The organism is Enterobacter sp. NFIX59, from assembly GCF_900113755.1.
Taxonomy (GTDB): domain Bacteria; phylum Pseudomonadota; class Gammaproteobacteria; order Enterobacterales; family Enterobacteriaceae; genus Enterobacter; species Enterobacter pseudoroggenkampii.
Genome location: NZ_FOQN01000006.1, coordinates 130,730 through 145,356 on the forward strand (window position 1 = coordinate 130,730; position 14,627 = coordinate 145,356).

The 14,627-nt window shown below is 55.1% G+C and carries 18 protein-coding genes; 7 read left to right on the forward strand and 11 right to left on the reverse strand.

Annotated features, from left to right (window positions below; genetic code table 11):
• Positions 1-17 precede the first annotated feature (17 nt).
• Positions 18-293 (reverse strand): DNA-directed RNA polymerase subunit omega, encoded by a 276-nt coding sequence (rpoZ, locus tag BM007_RS18935; RefSeq protein WP_000135058.1) that lies wholly within the window; start codon positions 291-293, stop codon positions 18-20.
• Between the two features lie 54 nt (positions 294-347).
• Positions 348-971 (reverse strand): guanylate kinase, encoded by a 624-nt coding sequence (gene gmk / locus BM007_RS18940; RefSeq protein ID WP_008502674.1) that lies wholly within the window; start codon positions 969-971, stop codon positions 348-350.
• Between the two features lie 251 nt (positions 972-1,222).
• Between gmk and ligB the strand changes: the two genes are divergently transcribed.
• Entirely contained in the window at positions 1,223-2,893 is a 1,671-nt protein-coding gene (gene ligB / locus BM007_RS18945; protein WP_090420356.1) for an NAD-dependent DNA ligase LigB, read from the forward strand.
• 2 nt (positions 2,894-2,895) lie between these two features.
• Here the strand turns inward: ligB and BM007_RS18950 are convergent, their stop codons facing one another.
• Positions 2,896-3,513 (reverse strand): trimeric intracellular cation channel family protein, encoded by a 618-nt coding sequence (locus BM007_RS18950; protein WP_023334014.1) that lies wholly within the window; start codon positions 3,511-3,513, stop codon positions 2,896-2,898.
• A 204-nt stretch (positions 3,514-3,717) separates the two neighbouring features.
• Positions 3,718-4,581: a YicC/YloC family endoribonuclease gene (locus BM007_RS18955; protein WP_090420358.1), complete on the reverse strand. Its 864-nt coding sequence runs from the start codon at positions 4,579-4,581 to the stop codon at positions 3,718-3,720.
• A gap of 125 nt (positions 4,582-4,706) precedes the next feature.
• Between BM007_RS18955 and rph the strand changes: the two genes are divergently transcribed.
• Both rph and pyrE read left to right on the forward strand, forming a co-directional pair.
• A complete protein-coding gene (gene rph, locus BM007_RS18960; protein WP_024906632.1) occupies positions 4,707-5,423 on the forward strand; it encodes a ribonuclease PH in 717 nt (238 codons plus the stop codon).
• 67 nt (positions 5,424-5,490) lie between these two features.
• Positions 5,491-6,132 carry an orotate phosphoribosyltransferase gene (gene pyrE, locus BM007_RS18965; protein WP_024906631.1) on the forward strand — a complete coding sequence of 214 codons (642 nt, stop codon included), beginning with the start codon at positions 5,491-5,493 and terminating at the stop codon, positions 6,130-6,132.
• Positions 6,133-6,215: 83 nt separating this feature from the next.
• On the opposite strand, the gene slmA is transcribed toward pyrE, so the two are convergent.
• The 3 genes from slmA to coaBC all read right to left on the reverse strand — a co-directional run bounded on the left by slmA (position 6,216) and on the right by coaBC (position 8,580).
• Positions 6,216-6,812: a nucleoid occlusion factor SlmA gene (slmA, locus tag BM007_RS18970; protein ID WP_024906630.1), complete on the reverse strand. Its 597-nt coding sequence runs from the start codon at positions 6,810-6,812 to the stop codon at positions 6,216-6,218.
• Positions 6,813-6,932: 120 nt separating this feature from the next.
• On the reverse strand, positions 6,933-7,391 hold the full coding sequence (gene dut, locus BM007_RS18975; protein ID WP_008502691.1) for a dUTP diphosphatase: 459 nt from the start codon (positions 7,389-7,391) through the stop codon (positions 6,933-6,935).
• Positions 7,369-8,580, reverse strand: a complete 1,212-nt coding sequence (gene coaBC / locus BM007_RS18980; RefSeq protein WP_024906629.1) for a bifunctional phosphopantothenoylcysteine decarboxylase/phosphopantothenate--cysteine ligase CoaBC — start codon at positions 8,578-8,580, stop codon at positions 7,369-7,371. Before coaBC ends, dut begins: the two co-directional genes overlap by 23 nt.
• Positions 8,581-8,752: 172 nt before the next feature.
• Here coaBC and radC point away from each other — a divergent pair, with 172 nt between their 5' ends.
• The 4 genes from radC (at position 8,753) to mutM (ending at position 10,949) form a co-directional block, all read left to right on the forward strand.
• Positions 8,753-9,421, forward strand: a complete 669-nt coding sequence (gene radC / locus BM007_RS18985; protein ID WP_024906628.1) for a RadC family protein — start codon at positions 8,753-8,755, stop codon at positions 9,419-9,421.
• Positions 9,422-9,640: 219 nt separating this feature from the next.
• Positions 9,641-9,877, forward strand: coding sequence for a 50S ribosomal protein L28 (rpmB, locus tag BM007_RS18990; RefSeq protein ID WP_002436699.1), 237 nt, complete (start codon positions 9,641-9,643; stop codon positions 9,875-9,877).
• Positions 9,878-9,899: 22 nt separating this feature from the next.
• A complete protein-coding gene (gene rpmG, locus BM007_RS18995) occupies positions 9,900-10,067 on the forward strand; it encodes a 50S ribosomal protein L33 (RefSeq protein WP_003024094.1) in 168 nt (55 codons plus the stop codon).
• 72 nt (positions 10,068-10,139) lie between these two features.
• On the forward strand, positions 10,140-10,949 hold the full coding sequence (gene mutM / locus BM007_RS19000; protein WP_090420360.1) for a bifunctional DNA-formamidopyrimidine glycosylase/DNA-(apurinic or apyrimidinic site) lyase: 810 nt from the start codon (positions 10,140-10,142) through the stop codon (positions 10,947-10,949).
• 2 nt (positions 10,950-10,951) lie between these two features.
• Here the strand turns inward: mutM and coaD are convergent, their stop codons facing one another.
• The 4 genes from coaD to BM007_RS19020 all read right to left on the reverse strand — a co-directional run bounded on the left by coaD (position 10,952) and on the right by BM007_RS19020 (position 14,529).
• Positions 10,952-11,431, reverse strand: coding sequence for a pantetheine-phosphate adenylyltransferase (coaD, locus tag BM007_RS19005; protein WP_008502695.1), 480 nt, complete (start codon positions 11,429-11,431; stop codon positions 10,952-10,954).
• A 3-nt stretch (positions 11,432-11,434) separates the two neighbouring features.
• Positions 11,435-12,205, reverse strand: a complete 771-nt coding sequence (locus tag BM007_RS19010) for a glycosyltransferase family 2 protein (RefSeq protein ID WP_090420363.1) — start codon at positions 12,203-12,205, stop codon at positions 11,435-11,437.
• Positions 12,205-13,479, reverse strand: coding sequence for a lipid IV(A) 3-deoxy-D-manno-octulosonic acid transferase (waaA, locus tag BM007_RS19015; RefSeq protein WP_024906625.1), 1,275 nt, complete (start codon positions 13,477-13,479; stop codon positions 12,205-12,207). Before waaA ends, BM007_RS19010 begins: the two co-directional genes overlap by 1 nt.
• A gap of 66 nt (positions 13,480-13,545) precedes the next feature.
• Positions 13,546-14,529: a glycosyltransferase gene (locus BM007_RS19020; protein WP_024906624.1), complete on the reverse strand. Its 984-nt coding sequence runs from the start codon at positions 14,527-14,529 to the stop codon at positions 13,546-13,548.
• Between the last annotated feature and the right edge of the window lie 98 nt (positions 14,530-14,627).

Sequence of the window (14,627 nt, forward strand, 5' to 3'; positions counted from 1 at the left end):
GCGACCCGCAGGTTTAATTAACGACGACCTTCAGCAATAGCGGTTACGGCCTGCAGTTCTGCGGCTTCCTGCTCTTGCTGCTCCTGGCGCTCACGCACGTCGAGGATCTGGTTGTTGATCAGACCTTCTTCGATTTCGCGAAGTGCAATAACGGTGGTTTTATCGTTTTCTTCCGGTACCAGCGGATCTTTACCGCCTACCTGCATCTGACGAGCGCGACGCGCGGCGACCAGCACCAGGTCAAAACGGTTACCAATTTTCTCTACAGCGTCCTGAACAGTTACGCGTGCCATACTTAAAATGCTCCACAGGTGAAGAAATGACTGGGCATGATACTGAAAGTGGGTTCAGTCTGCCAACAGTTTGGTGATTAATGCGTCATGTCGCTGCTTCTGGCGGCTCATACGCAGACGTTCTGCACGAAGAATGGTTTTGAGATCGCTCAGTGCGGCATCAAAATCATCATTCACAATAAGGTAATCATATTCCGCGTAATGGCTCATTTCTGCAACAGCCTGTTCCATACGCTTTGCGATCACTTCTTCGCTGTCCTGACCGCGGCCACGCAGACGGCGATCCAGCTCATCTTTCGATGGCGGTAAAATAAAGATACTGCGCGAGTCAGGCATTTTCTTGCGAATTTGCTGTGCGCCCTGCCAGTCGATATCCAGGAACACATTCACGCCCGTGGCCAGAACCTGCTCAATGGTTTCACGCGAAGTACCGTAGTAATTACCAAATACTTCAGCGTGTTCAAGAAACGCGTCTCTGCCGATCATCGCTCTGAATTCGTCGTGATCCACAAAGAAATAGTGTTCACCGTGCACTTCACCCGGACGCGGCTGGCGCGTGGTGTGAGAAACAGAAACCTGTGTGTCGTACAACGGTTGGGTTTTTAACAGTGCCTGAATAAGGCTGGATTTACCCGCGCCACTAGGGGCAGAAACAATATAAAGCGTGCCTTGAGCCATGAGAGTCTTTTGTATGTGTTAACGAAGAAGTCCTACATACGGGCTTATTATACACGTCACCGCCGTGTGACGTAGCCTTTGTCACACTTTTTCCCCTCGATTATTGAATTTTGCGTGCCGTTTTCAGGTTTTATCTGTGGTTTTCAGCAACCAAAAGAAATACTGGATAGCGTCTCGCAATGCGAAACGTTGCCGTTAGCGTTGTTTCAGGCATCCGGGTATACCTCCTGCAACGCAAAGGAGGGGTAGCGATGTGGCGATGGATAAGCGGGTTAATGCTGTTGTGGTGCGGTTATGGCGCGGCGATGTGTCCGGTGTGGTCGCAGGCAAAAGCAGAGAAAGAGATGGCGTCGTTAAGCGCGCAAATCAAACGCTGGGATGAGGCTTACTGGAAGCAGGGCGTGAGCGAGATCAACGACGAGGTTTACGACCAGCTTCACGGGCGTTTAACGCAGTGGCAGCGCTGTTTTGGCAGTGAGCCTTCAGAAGAGAAACTCCCCGCGCTGACGGGGAGCGTAAAACATCCTGTTGCCCATACGGGCGTGCATAAGGTGGCCAGCAAAGAGGAACTGAGACAGTGGATGCGTGCGCGGCAACATCTGTGGCTGCAGCCGAAAGTTGACGGTGTGGCGGTGACGCTGGTCTATCGTGACGGGAAGTTAACCCAGGCCATCAGTCGTGGTGATGGCCTGAAAGGGGAAGACTGGACCGGGAAGGTGCGTTTAGTCCCGTCTGTTCCGCAAAAGCTCACCGGCAAGCTGGCGAACAGCGTCTTACAGGGCGAACTCTTCTGGTTGCGCGACAACCACATTCAGCAGCAGATGGGCGGAATGAACGCTCGTGCAAAGGTGGCGGGGGCGATGATGCGGCAAAAGGATAACTCGCTATTGAGCAAGATCGGCGTATTCATCTGGTCCTGGCCGGACGGACCGAAAGATATGCAGACCTCTTTAGCTGAACTGTCTCAGGCTGGTTTTACGCTGTCGGCACGGTATACGCTTCCCGCCGAATCTGTTGATGGCGTCGAGAAACAGCGCGCGGCCTGGCACGTGACCGCATTACCCTTTGCCACGGATGGCATTGTGGTGCGTTCGGAGGATGAACCTGCTGGCGAAGATTGGTTACCGGGAGAAGGCAACTGGGTCGTTGCGTGGAAATATGCGCCTACAGCCCAGGTTGCTGAGGTGAGTAATATTCATTTTTCCGTGGGGCGAACGGGCAAAATTTCCGTTGTAGCCGCGCTGGAACCCGTGCAACTGGATGATAAACAGGTGCAGCGGGTGAGCCTGGGCTCGGTTGGGCGCTGGCAGATACTGGATATTGCCCCGGGGGATCAGATACAGATCAGCCTGGCCGGGCAGGGTATCCCCCGGTTTGATAAAGTGCTCTGGCGCGGGACGGACAGACATAAACCAGAGCCTCCGGCCTCGCGTTATCATTCGCTTAGCTGTTTCTACGCTTCCCCGGAGTGTATGGAGCAGTTCTTTGCCCGGCTGACCTGGCTCAGTTCAAAGCAGGTGCTTGATATTGAAGGATTAGGCGAGTCAGGCTGGCGTACCCTCTGGCAGGCGCATCATTTTGAACATCTCTTTTCATGGCTGTTATTAACTCAGGCGCAGCTGCAGTCTACACCGGGGTTTTCCTCAGCACGCGGGCTGGCGCTCTGGCACCGATTTAATCTGGTGCGCGAGAAGCCGTTTATCCGCTGGCTCATGGCGTTGGGTGTGCCAATGACGCAGGCTTCGCTGAAGGCGATGGGAGACATATCGTGGCAGAAGATGAGCGGGCGCAACGCAAAGGACTGGCAGGCCCTGCCGGGAACGGGAGAGGAAAAAGCGCGACAAATCGTTAACTGGATGCTCGTGCCTCAGATTGATGTGCTGGCGAAATGGCTCGCTGAACAGCACATCAACGGGTTCTGAAACTAGTGTGCGCTGTGTTTGTAATGAAAAACGGGCAGCCCGAGCTTCAGACGCAGCGCCAGCATGCGGGCCGTAAAGCCAAACAGTAGCGTCGAGATGACCACCACATCATGGTTAGAAACGTAATGCTGCAGGGCGATATAAAGCACCGCTGCCGCAAAGGAGATGCCGGCATACAGTTCTTTTTGAAAGACCAGAGGAATGCGCTTGCAGAACATATCGCGCAGCACACCGCCGAATACGCCCGTGACCACGGCGGCAATGGTGGCGATAACCGGTCCTTCCCCCATATCGAGCGCGATTTGCGCACCGATGATCGAAAAGACGATCAGCCCCAGCGCATCAAGCACCAGGAACAGGCGGCGAAGATGGGGCATAACGGGCGCCACGATGGTGGTTAACACGGCAGCAGTCGCCACAATAATCACGTATTCAGGGTGTTTAACCCAGCCGAGCGGGTAATGGCCAAGCAGGATATCGCGCACGGAACCACCGCCAAGCGCGGTCGCGGTAGCAATAATGATTACGCCGAAGGTGTCCATACGGCGACGTCCGGCGGCAAGCGCGCCGGTCATGGCTTCTGCGGTGATGCCAATGAGATAAAGGATGTGAAGCAGCATAGACCCTCCGGTGTGAACGCGGGGAGGTTAGCGATTTGTGCGCAAGATCACGATTGAGATTTTCTAAGGCGAGTCAGGTTGCCCTATAAAATTTTATTAATTTATCTTGAGCAGGCTTGGTGATAGGCGGTAAAACGTAAAAACGGATGTTGATATGGATTAGAAAAAATAATGGGTGGTGCAGTCGACACCACCCGAAAGGCATTACTCGATGTTCTGAATCTGCTCGCGCATCTGCTCAATCAGCACTTTCAACTCAATCGCTGAATTCGTCACTTCAGCATTGATCGACTTAGACGCCAGGGTGTTCGACTCACGGTTGAACTCCTGCATCATAAAGTCCAGACGGCGACCCACCGCTTCCTTCTTCTTCAGAATGTTGTAGGTCTCTTTAACGTGCGCTTCCAGACGGTCCAGCTCTTCAGCGACATCGATACGCTGCGCCATCAGCACCAGCTCTTGTTCCAGACGGGTGTTTTCCAGCTGAACTTCCGCTTCTTCCAGTTTGGCGACAAGGCGTTCGCGCTGCCACTGCAGCACTTCCGGCATATGGGCGCGGACTTTCGCCACTTCGGTGCTCACGCCTTCAAGGCGCTGCTCAATCATCGCTTTCAGCGCCTGACCTTCGGTTTCGCGGGCAACGATAAAGTCGTCGAGCGTGCCGTCGAGGGCTGCCAGGATTTCAGCGGCAATGGCATCCAGATCCTGCTCACCGGCGGCCATGACGCCAGGCCAGCGCAGAATATCAACCGGGTTGATTTCACCTTCATCGCTCTGCATTTTGACCCAGTTCGCCGCATTCACGAGCTGTTTCGCCAGTTTTTCGTTGAGGATCAGCTCGCCCTGTGCGCTGGCATCAGGCTCAAAGCGCAGGTTACATTCCACTTTACCGCGCGTCAGACGCGTACGAATACGCTCGCGTACAACAGGCTCAAGGCTGCGGAACTGCTCCGGCATACGGAAATACGTTTCCAGGTAACGCTGGTTTACCGAGCGCATTTCCCATGTGGCGCTACCCCAGCTACCCTTGATTTCACGCCGGGCGTAGGCGGTCATACTGCGGATCATAGACATTCCCGTTTTTAAAGGAGAGATGGGGGGATTATAGCTTTCGGGGGCTTCTCAGGATAGGAATAAGCGTCCTTTATCCGTATAATGCGCAGCCACATTCGTTTCAAGCCGGAGAATCCATCATGCGTCCATCAGGTCGTAGCGCCAACCAGGTGCGTCCCGTCATCCTGACCCGTAACTATACAAAACACGCAGAAGGCTCCGTGCTGGTTGAGTTTGGTGACACTAAAGTGCTGTGCACTGCCTCCATCGAAGAAGGCGTTCCGCGCTTCCTGAAAGGTCAGGGGCAGGGCTGGATCACCGCAGAATACGGCATGCTGCCGCGTGCGACCCATACCCGTAATGCCCGTGAAGCGGCAAAGGGTAAGCAGGGCGGTCGTACCATGGAGATTCAGCGTCTGATCGCGCGCGCGCTTCGCGCCGCCGTTGACCTGAAAATCCTTGGCGAATTCACCATCACTCTCGATTGCGACGTAATTCAGGCAGACGGCGGTACGCGTACCGCATCCATTACCGGTGCCTGCGTGGCGCTGGCGGACGCTCTGAACAAGCTGGTTGCGGCCGGCAAGCTGAAAACCAACCCAATGAAAGGCATGGTTGCGGCGGTTTCAGTTGGTATCGTTAACGGCGAAGCGCTTTGCGATCTGGAATACGTTGAAGATTCCGCAGCCGAAACCGACATGAACGTGGTGATGACCGAAGACGGTCGCATCATTGAAGTACAGGGTACGGCGGAAGGCGAGCCGTTCACTCACGAAGAGCTTCTCTCTCTGCTGGCGTTGGCCCGAGGGGGAATCGAATCTATTGTAACGACGCAGAAAGCGGCGTTAGAAAATTGATTTTAAAGGCGACCAATGAGTCGCCTTTTTTTTGCCTGTAAGACAGAAAAACCAAAGGAGCAAATCCATGAAATCGTATCAGCGCCAGTTTATTGAGTTTGCGCTCAACAAGCAGGTACTCAAGTTTGGCGAATTTACGCTGAAATCCGGGCGTAAGAGTCCCTATTTCTTCAACGCCGGGCTGTTTAATACCGGGCGCGATCTGGCATTGTTAGGCCGTTTCTATGCCGAAGCGCTGGTGGATTCCGGGATTGATTTTGACCTGCTGTTTGGCCCGGCCTATAAAGGCATTCCGATTGCGACCACCACCGCGGTGGCGCTGGCGGAACACCATGACCGTGACGTGCCGTACTGCTTTAACCGCAAAGAGGCTAAAACCCACGGTGAAGGCGGGAATCTGGTTGGCAGCCCGCTGCAGGGCCGCGTGATGCTGGTGGACGACGTGATCACCGCGGGTACGGCGATCCGCGAATCAATGGAGATCATTCAGGCCAACGGTGCGACGCTTGCTGGCGTGCTGATTTCTCTTGATCGTCAGGAGCGTGGTCGCGGGGAAATTTCCGCTATTCAGGAAGTCGAGCGCGATTACAGTTGCAAAGTGACGTCGATTATCACTCTGAAAGACCTGATTGCGTATCTGGAAGAGAAGCCTGAGATGGCGGACCATCTGGCAGCGGTACGTGCGTACCGGGAAGCGTTCGGGGTGTAGTTAAATTGCCCGGTGGCGCTACGCTTAACGGGCCTGCGCATTTCGTAGGCCCGATAAGGCGAAGCCGCCACCCGGCAACGGTGTTACTGCAACTGAGCAGCCACTAACGGCCAGCGGGCGTCAAAATCGTCCGTTGGACAGTATTTGAACTCGCTGCGCACAAAACGTGAGAGCATGCCTTCGCAAAACGCCAGAATCTGGCTTGCCAGCAGCGTTTCATCAATGCTGTAACCTTCGCCTTCGCGCATTTTCTTTTCGCGCAGTACCTGGCGCAGCTGAGCTTCAATGCGTTCGAAAAGCTGGTTAATGCGGCCCTGTAGTCTGTCCTGCTCAAACATCAGCGCGTGGCCGGTGAGGATACGAGTTAAGCCCGGATTGCGTTCACCGAAGCCCAGGATTAACAGCACAATCAGACGCAGACGCGCGGTGGTGTCTTTTTCGTCTTTCAGAATCAGGTTGATGCGCGTGATCAGGCTGTCTTCAATAAACTCGATCAGGCTGTCGAACATCCGGGTCTTGCTCGGAAAATGACGGTACAGCGCCGCCTCAGACACGCCCACAGAGGCGGCCAGTTTAGCGGTGGTGATGCGTTGACTGCCATCGCTGGATTCAAGCATCAGAGCCAGAGATTGAAGTATTTCTTCGCGACGATTCCTTTTCGCGGTTTGTTTTTCTGCCATGTTACAAAATACCCCTGAAAATAAGCACTTGCCAGGCTGGCATCCACACAGCGACCGCAAACGGGCGTTTGCGGTTTGTTATTGCATTATGACGCTGTGAGATACGTGTCTGTCGGGCCGTTATTTGCGCCCGGAATGGCCGAAGCCGCCTTCGCCGCGGTCGGTGGCGTCAAAGTCTGCCACCAGGTTAAATTCTGCCTGTACCACCGGTACAAAGACCATCTGTGCGATACGCTCACCCGGTTCAATGGTGAAGCTGTCCTGACCACGGTTCCAGACGGAGACCATCAGCTGACCCTGGTAGTCGGAGTCGATCAGGCCGACCAGGTTCCCCAGCACAACGCCGTGCTTATGGCCCAGACCAGAACGCGGCAGGATCACCGCCGCCAGCGACGGGTCAGCAATGTGAATGGCCAGGCCAGTTGGAACCAGGGTAGTGGCACCCGGAGCCAGTTCTACGGCGTCATCGAGACAGGCGCGCAGGTCAAGACCGGCAGAGCCGGAGGTGGCATAGGTTGGCAGCGGGAATTGCTCGCCAACACGCGGGTCCAGAATCTTAACGTCGATTTTTTTCATCATAACGGGTAACGATCTCGTCGAGTAATTGTTGGCCCAGGAGTTCCTTGCGCTCAAGCGGTAAGACTTTATCTCCATCCTGCCAGAAAAGGTGCAGTGCGTTGCTGTCGCTGTTAAATCCTTGTGTGGCCAGCGATACGTCGTTCGCGCAAATCAAATCGAGGTTTTTGCGGGTACGTTTTTGCCGGGCATATTCTTCCACATTATTCGTTTCTGCGGCAAACCCAACAACGTATGGACGGTGGCTTTTTAGTGCGGCGACACCGGCAACAATGTCCGGGTTTTTTACCATTTTTAGTGTTAATTCATCGCCTTGCTTTTTAATTTTAGCCTCGGCGATCGTCTCGGCACGATAGTCTGCGACGGCAGCACAGCCGATAAAAATCTGCTGGCTTTGCGCATGAGCCTGTACGGCGGCTTCCATCTCCAGCGCGGTAGTAACGTCAATTCGCTTCACAAACGCAGGGGTAGGCAGTGAGACCGGGCCGCTCACCAGCGTGACGTTCGCGCCACGCTTCGCAGCGGCGGCGGCAATCGCAAAGCCCATTTTACCGGAGCTGTGATTGGTGATGTAGCGCACCGGATCCAGCGGCTCGCGCGTGGGGCCCGCGGTAATCATGATGTTGAGATGTTGCAGATCGTTGACAGGCGAAAAATGGGCTGCGGCCATATCAACAATCGTCAGCGGGTCAAGCATGCGACCCGGGCCAACATCGCCGCAGGCCTGGCTGCCGCTGTCCGGACCCCAGATAAGCAGGCCGCGTGAGGCCAGCGTCTCCAGATTGTGCTGGGTGGCCGCGTTACGGTACATCTGCTGGTTCATGGCAGGAACGACGGCAACAGGGGCAGGCGTGGCCAGACAAATGGTAGAGACCAGATCGTTTGCCATACCGGCCGCCACCCGGGCGATTAAATCAGCCGTGGCGGGGGCAAGGATAACCAGGTCAGCCCATTTACCCAGCTCAATATGGCCCATCGCGGCTTCGGCGGCCGGATCGAGCAGGCTGTCAGATACCGGGTATCCTGAAACGGCCTGCAGGCTCAGAGGAGTGATAAAGGCTTTACCGCCTTCGGTTATCGCGACCCGCACATCTGCCCCGCGCTCGCGCAGACGACGCACCAGCTCTGGCGCTTTGTAGGCAGCAATGCCGCCGCTCACGCCAAGAACGATTTTTTTACCGGCCAGGCTCATCATGATTCTTTCCTGTTGGGTTTCACCAGAGAGCAGGCATTTTATCACAATCCCCAAAGCGGGGTGATTTTGTCCTTCGACCACTTTGCGAGGCTCTACGCAAGAACGCAACGTGGCCGTCGAGCGCCGGATTGGCGTGTGGCAGCATGCGGTTAAAAAAAGGAGAAAGAGCATGGAAGAAGAGGATGAGCAGCTGCTGCCGCGCGAAAAACTGCTGCGCTATGACGTCACCCTGTTAAAAGATGATGAACTGCTGGCGCTCTTTTTACGTACCGGAACGCCCGGAAAAACGGTATTTACGCTGGCAAAAGAGCTGATAGCACGTTTCGGTTCGCTGTACGGTTTACTGACCGCCGATCTGGCGCAGTTTACGCACGTTGAGGGGATCGGCGTGGCGAAATATGCCCAGCTGCGGGCCATTGCCGAACTTGCCCGCCGTTTTTACAATGTCCGCATGGAGAAGGACGATCCGATCCTGACACCCGCAATGACGCGCGAATTCCTGCAAAGCCAGTTAACCGATATTGAACGCGAGATCTTTATGGTGATCTTTGTTGATAACAGAAATCGGGTGCTGAAACATAGCTGTCTCTTTGCGGGCACATTGAGCCACGTTGAGGTGCATCCGCGTGAAATTGTGCGGGAAGCGATAAAAGTGAATGCAGCAGGCGTGATCCTCGCGCATAATCACCCCTCTGGCTGTGCAGAACCGAGCAGAGCGGACAAAGAAATCACCGAACGCATTATCAAATGCTGTCAATTCATGGACATTCGTGTGCTGGACCATCTGATAATTGGCCGCGGTGAGTACATTTCTTTCGCAGAACATGGCTGGATTTAGGCTATTTCTCGCGATCCATCGGGATCTTTGTCTGTTCGGGACTTGAGCACACCGCCGAGTCAGCGTATACTACGCCACCTTTGAGAATCTCGGGTTTGGCATTTGGGCCTGGCAATCGAGAGTTCACTTAGAACTATGCGATGACCGGGCTGTAAAGCCTGACGAGGCGCCGATACCCCATACGAAGCTCGAGCTAATTTGATTTTTGGAGAAATAGACATGTCCCGAGTCTGCCAAGTTACTGGCAAGCGTCCGGTGACCGGTAACAACCGTTCCCACGCACTGAACGCGACTAAACGCCGTTTCCTGCCGAACCTGCACTCTCACCGTTTCTGGGTTGAGAGCGAGAAGCGTTTTGTCACCCTGCGCGTATCTGCTAAAGGTATGCGTGTAATCGATAAGAAAGGCATCGATACAGTTCTGTCCGAACTGCGTGCCCGTGGCGAAAAGTACTAAGTACTTAAAGAGGAAATAAATCATGGCTAAAGGTATTCGCGAGAAAATCAAGCTGGTTTCTTCTGCTGGTACAGGTCACTTCTACACCACCACGAAGAACAAACGTACTAAGCCGGAAAAACTGGAACTGAAAAAGTTCGATCCAGTTGTACGCCAGCACGTACTGTACAAAGAAGCTAAAATCAAATAATTTTAGTCTCCTTGTATCGAAAAACCCCGCAACTGCGGGGTTTTTTGCATTCTGTATCTCAACGGAGGAACCATGCCTGAATTACCTGAGGTAGAAACCAGCCGTCGCGGCATTGAGCCCCATCTGGTCGGCGCGACGATTCTTCACGCGGTGGTCCGCAACGGACGTCTGCGCTGGCCGGTGTCCGATGAGATCCATGCCCTGAGCGATCAACCCGTCCTTAGCGTGCAGCGTCGCGCGAAATATCTGCTGCTGGAGCTGCCCGACGGCTGGATTATTATCCACCTGGGGATGTCCGGGAGCCTGCGCATCCTTACCGAAGAACTGCCTGCTGAAAAGCACGACCACGTCGATCTGGTGATGAGCAACGGCAAAGTGCTCCGTTACACCGACCCACGGCGCTTTGGCGCGTGGCTGTGGACGAAGGAGCTGGAAGGACATAACGTGCTGGCGCATCTGGGCCCGGAGCCGCTTTCAGACGCGTTTAACGCGGAATATCTCAAGGCGAAGTGCGCGAAGAAGAAAAGCCCGATTAAGCCCTGGCTAATGGATAACAAGCTGGTGGTCGGCGTTGGGAATATTTATGCCAGCGAATCGCTGTTTGCGGCCGGGATCCATCCCGATCGGCTGGCCTCTTCGCTGTCGGCGGAGGATTGTGAGCTGCTGGTCCGGGTAATTAAAGCCGTATTACTTCGCTCAATTGAGCAGGGCGGGACAACGCTGAAGGACTTCCTGCAGAGTGACGGCAAGCCGGGCTATTTTGCCCAGGAGCTTCAGGTGTATGGCCGTAAGGGCGAACCGTGCAGAGTCTGCGGCACGCCAGTTATTGCCACGAAGCACGCCCAGCGCGCCACGTTCTACTGCCGTCAGTGCCAGAAATAGGGTTACTTTAGCTTTTCCATCAACGCCTGGTGGACGTTAACCGGCAGGAAATGGGTAACGTCCCCGTGATGACGCGCCACCTCTTTTACCAGCGTGGACGAGATAAACGACCACTCTTTAGAGGGCATCAGGAACACGCTCTCCAGCTCCGGCATCAGGTGGCGGTTCATGTGCGCCAGCTGCATCTCATACTCGAAGTCTGCCACCGCGCGTAAACCACGGATCAGAATATTCGCCTGCTGGGCGCGGGCGAAGTTAGCCATCAGGTCGCTAAACCCGACCACCTCAACGTTCGGCAGGTGCGAAATGGCATCGGTGGCAAGCTGAACGCGCTCGTGGAGATCAAACATCGGTTTTTTGCTGGGGCTGGCGGCAATGGCCAGGATCACCTTGTCGAACATGCACGCTGCACGGGTGATAATATCGAGATGACCGTTGGTGATTGGATCGAAGGTACCCGGATAAATCGCTTTTGTGCTCATGGCTCACGTTTTCTCTGAGTAGCCGCGGCAGAGCGCCCACAGCTCGGTGTATTTGTTGAAAGTATACTGGGCATTCACTACCGCGAGTAACCAGCCCTGCTTACCGTCCAGTACGCCGCCGCGCAGCAGCAGCGTTTTCAGGAACGCGCCCAGCGTGTGGGTAAAGATACCCGTCAGCGAGGCCTTCTTGCCGCGCTGGTGACGCTCCTGCGCCCATGCGGTGGCATAGTTGAGCTGTTTACGCTGGAAGCTGGCGAAATCGCGGCAGGTCAGGTGCAACAGGTCGCCCGTCAGGGGGATCACCTGGGCGTTATCGCAGCTCAGGGATTCATGCACCAGATTATCGTTGTACTGATACCGCTCGCGCTCGTAGAGGCGCATCACGCGGTCAGGATACCAGCCGCTGTGGCGCATAAATCGGCCAAGGAAGTAGTTGCGGCGGGCAATGCTGTATACGGCGCCAGGCTCAGGCGAAGAAAGCACTGCCTGAATGGCCTGCTGAAGTTCTGGCGTAATACGCTCGTCAGTATCGAGCATCAGAACATACTCACCGGTGGCATACCCCTGCGCGCGCTGGCGCTGGATGCCATAGCCTTGCCAGTCAGTGTCGATAAACACTTTTACCCCCGCTGCCCGGGCAACGTCCACCGTGTTGTCCGTACTTCCGGAGTCAAGAATGACTATCTCGTCAGCCCAGGCAACGGAGGCCAGGCAGTCCGGAAGCAGGTCGGCGGCGTTTTTGGCGATCATCACGACCGACAGACGCGTTGACATTAGTGGCTCCGCTGGGGCAGGTAAGGTTGCAGAAGTTGCAGCAAACGGGTCAGGGCACCCTGGTTCTGGTGCAGCACTTCGACCGCATGGCGACCGTACCACAGGCGATAATCTTCGTCGGTCAGAAGGGTCGATACCTCTTTGACTACTGAATCTGCATCGGTCACGGTAATCAAACCATCGGCCTGCTGTAATTTCGCGCAGATATCTTTGAAGTTAAACGTGTGCGGCCCCATCAGCACCGGAATGGCGTGGGCTGCTGGCTCCAGCGGGTTATGTCCGCCACGCTCGACCAGGCTGCCACCGACAAACGCGAGGTCAGCAATGCCGTACAAAAGCATCAGTTCGCCCATCGTATCGCCAATCACCACCTGGGTGCTGCCGGAAGGGATCTCACCGCTGCTGCGCAACGTGAAGCTGAAACCGCCTTTCTGCACCATTTCACGGGCATCTTTGAAACGCTCCGGATGGCGGGGCACGAGGATCAGCAGTAAATCAGGGAAGCTTTCCAGCAGCTTGCGGTGCGCCTGCAGGATGATCTCTTCTTCACCGTCATGGGTACTGGTCGCAATCCAGACCTGACGACGCGGGGCCCACTGGCGACGCAGCGTGATCGCACGGGCAGCGAGCTCAGGGGTAACCGAAATATCAAATTTCAGGCTGCCCGTCACTGCAAGCTGGTTGCGTTTGAGGCCCAGAGAGACAAAGCGTGCCGCATCTTCTTCATTCTGCGCGGCGATCAGCGTGATCTTGCTCAGCAGGCGGCGCATAAATTTACCCAGCTTGCCGTAGCCTTTCGCCGAGCGCTCTGACAGGCGCGCGTTGGCAATCACCAGCGGAATTTTGCGGGCATGCAGGGCGGAAATCATGTTCGGCCACAGTTCGGTTTCCATCACAATCACCAGCTTCGGGCGCACGGTGTTGAGGAAACGATTCATGGCGCAGGGCAGATCGTAAGGGAGATAGACGTGATGGACGTCTTTGCCAAAAGCGGATAACGCGCGCTCCGAGCCGGTTGGCGTCATCGTCGTGACGGTAATTGGCAGAGACGGGTAGCGGTGACGCAGGGCGCGAACCAGCGGGATTGCCGCCAGCGTTTCACCGACAGAAACGGAATGCAGCAAAATACCGTCCGGAGCGACTTTATTGCGGCAGAAGCCATAGCGTTCAGCCCAGCGTTTACGATACGCAGGCGCTTTACGGCTACGAAGCAACAGCCTCAGCCACACCAGTGGCTGAATGATGTAGAGCAGAGCGGTATACAACAATTCCAAGCGATTATCCGTTTTTTTAGTTTCGGCGGGCAAATTCTAAGCATTTAAGCCAGGTAAAGCTATCTCTTATGCCAGATACCGTTTCAAACGGAAATAACGGCGACCCAGCCGCCAGTGCTGGCGCAGTCCACGGGCATTTTTCCAGATGAGTGCCCAGATACCGCGGTCGAACAGTTCACGGATGATTTCGCGTTTTTTGCTGAGATCGCCGATGTTGTTAATAGCGTGCAGAATGCCCAGCCCCTCTTTTGCAATTTGCCACCTGCAGGCCGGCACCCGGCGCACGGCCTCCGGGTAGCGCTGGTTGATAACATCCAGCATTTCCAGGATTTTCATGTAGTGACGGGCGTTACGCATACGCGTGTCATCCGTTCCTGGCGTGTGCGAGACGGAGGCGGAATGAATCAGGTAGTCGTAGAACGTTTCGTCAGTGTACTGCACGCGTTTTGCAGTAAGCAGCACTTCAGTGGTCCACGGGATATCCTGATGACGCAGACCATGCTCAAAGGTGAAACCCTGCTCTTTAATAAACGCGTGGCGATAAATATTCAGCCAGGTAACGTGCAGGAATTTACGCGACGCCAGCGCGCGCTGTAGCCACGTTGGGCCATCCAGCACGTCTGTAGATTGCAGTTTGTCGGACGGGAAGATTTTCTTCGACGGCCTGCCGTCATCGTAGATATACGTGCCGTTGCAGGTAGCCACATCGAGATTGTTATTTTTGGCCATTTCAAGCAGTCGCGGATACATGCCCGGATAAATGACATCGTCGATATCCGGGAACGCGACGTACTCGCCTGTCGCTTGCGCCAGACCCGTATTACGGGCCGCCGAGACGCCCTGGTTCGCCTGGTCAATGACCTTGTAGAACGGGAATTCTCCGGCGTACTGCGCAATGATGGCCGAGGAGTTGTCACTTGACCCGTCGTTCACAACGACCAGTTCCAGACTGTCCAGATGTTGAGCTTTGATACTGTCGAAAAATGCGCTGAGGAATTTTTCACCGTTATAGACGGCGACTACAAGGCTCAATAAAGGTGTGTCGGACATGCTTTCTCCGTTGTGTTCAGGGCAGGCCACCCAATATGGTGATACCATTCGTGCTGTATTATATCTGGTGGATACTAAAAACATATGCCTGGAGGGAC

What these genes read in the sequence shown, in the direction of transcription:
- rpoZ (WP_000135058.1), bottom strand. Translation starts at nt 293, where the DNA reads ATGGCACGCGTAACTGTTCAGGACGCTGTAGAGAAAATTGGTAACCGT.
- gmk (WP_008502674.1), bottom strand. Translation starts at nt 971, where the DNA reads ATGGCTCAAGGCACGCTTTATATTGTTTCTGCCCCTAGTGGCGCGGGT.
- ligB (WP_090420356.1), top strand. Translation starts at nt 1,223, where the DNA reads ATGTGGCGATGGATAAGCGGGTTAATGCTGTTGTGGTGCGGTTATGGC.
- BM007_RS18950 (WP_023334014.1), bottom strand. Translation starts at nt 3,513, where the DNA reads ATGCTGCTTCACATCCTTTATCTCATTGGCATCACCGCAGAAGCCATG.
- BM007_RS18955 (WP_090420358.1), bottom strand. Translation starts at nt 4,581, where the DNA reads ATGATCCGCAGTATGACCGCCTACGCCCGGCGTGAAATCAAGGGTAGC.
- rph (WP_024906632.1), top strand. Translation starts at nt 4,707, where the DNA reads ATGCGTCCATCAGGTCGTAGCGCCAACCAGGTGCGTCCCGTCATCCTG.
- pyrE (WP_024906631.1), top strand. Translation starts at nt 5,491, where the DNA reads ATGAAATCGTATCAGCGCCAGTTTATTGAGTTTGCGCTCAACAAGCAG.
- slmA (WP_024906630.1), bottom strand. Translation starts at nt 6,812, where the DNA reads ATGGCAGAAAAACAAACCGCGAAAAGGAATCGTCGCGAAGAAATACTT.
- dut (WP_008502691.1), bottom strand. Translation starts at nt 7,391, where the DNA reads ATGATGAAAAAAATCGACGTTAAGATTCTGGACCCGCGTGTTGGCGAG.
- coaBC (WP_024906629.1), bottom strand. Translation starts at nt 8,580, where the DNA reads ATGAGCCTGGCCGGTAAAAAAATCGTTCTTGGCGTGAGCGGCGGCATT.
- radC (WP_024906628.1), top strand. Translation starts at nt 8,753, where the DNA reads ATGGAAGAAGAGGATGAGCAGCTGCTGCCGCGCGAAAAACTGCTGCGC.
- rpmB (WP_002436699.1), top strand. Translation starts at nt 9,641, where the DNA reads ATGTCCCGAGTCTGCCAAGTTACTGGCAAGCGTCCGGTGACCGGTAAC.
- rpmG (WP_003024094.1), top strand. Translation starts at nt 9,900, where the DNA reads ATGGCTAAAGGTATTCGCGAGAAAATCAAGCTGGTTTCTTCTGCTGGT.
- mutM (WP_090420360.1), top strand. Translation starts at nt 10,140, where the DNA reads ATGCCTGAATTACCTGAGGTAGAAACCAGCCGTCGCGGCATTGAGCCC.
- coaD (WP_008502695.1), bottom strand. Translation starts at nt 11,431, where the DNA reads ATGAGCACAAAAGCGATTTATCCGGGTACCTTCGATCCAATCACCAAC.
- BM007_RS19010 (WP_090420363.1), bottom strand. Translation starts at nt 12,205, where the DNA reads ATGTCAACGCGTCTGTCGGTCGTGATGATCGCCAAAAACGCCGCCGAC.
- BM007_RS19020 (WP_024906624.1), bottom strand. Translation starts at nt 14,529, where the DNA reads ATGTCCGACACACCTTTATTGAGCCTTGTAGTCGCCGTCTATAACGGT.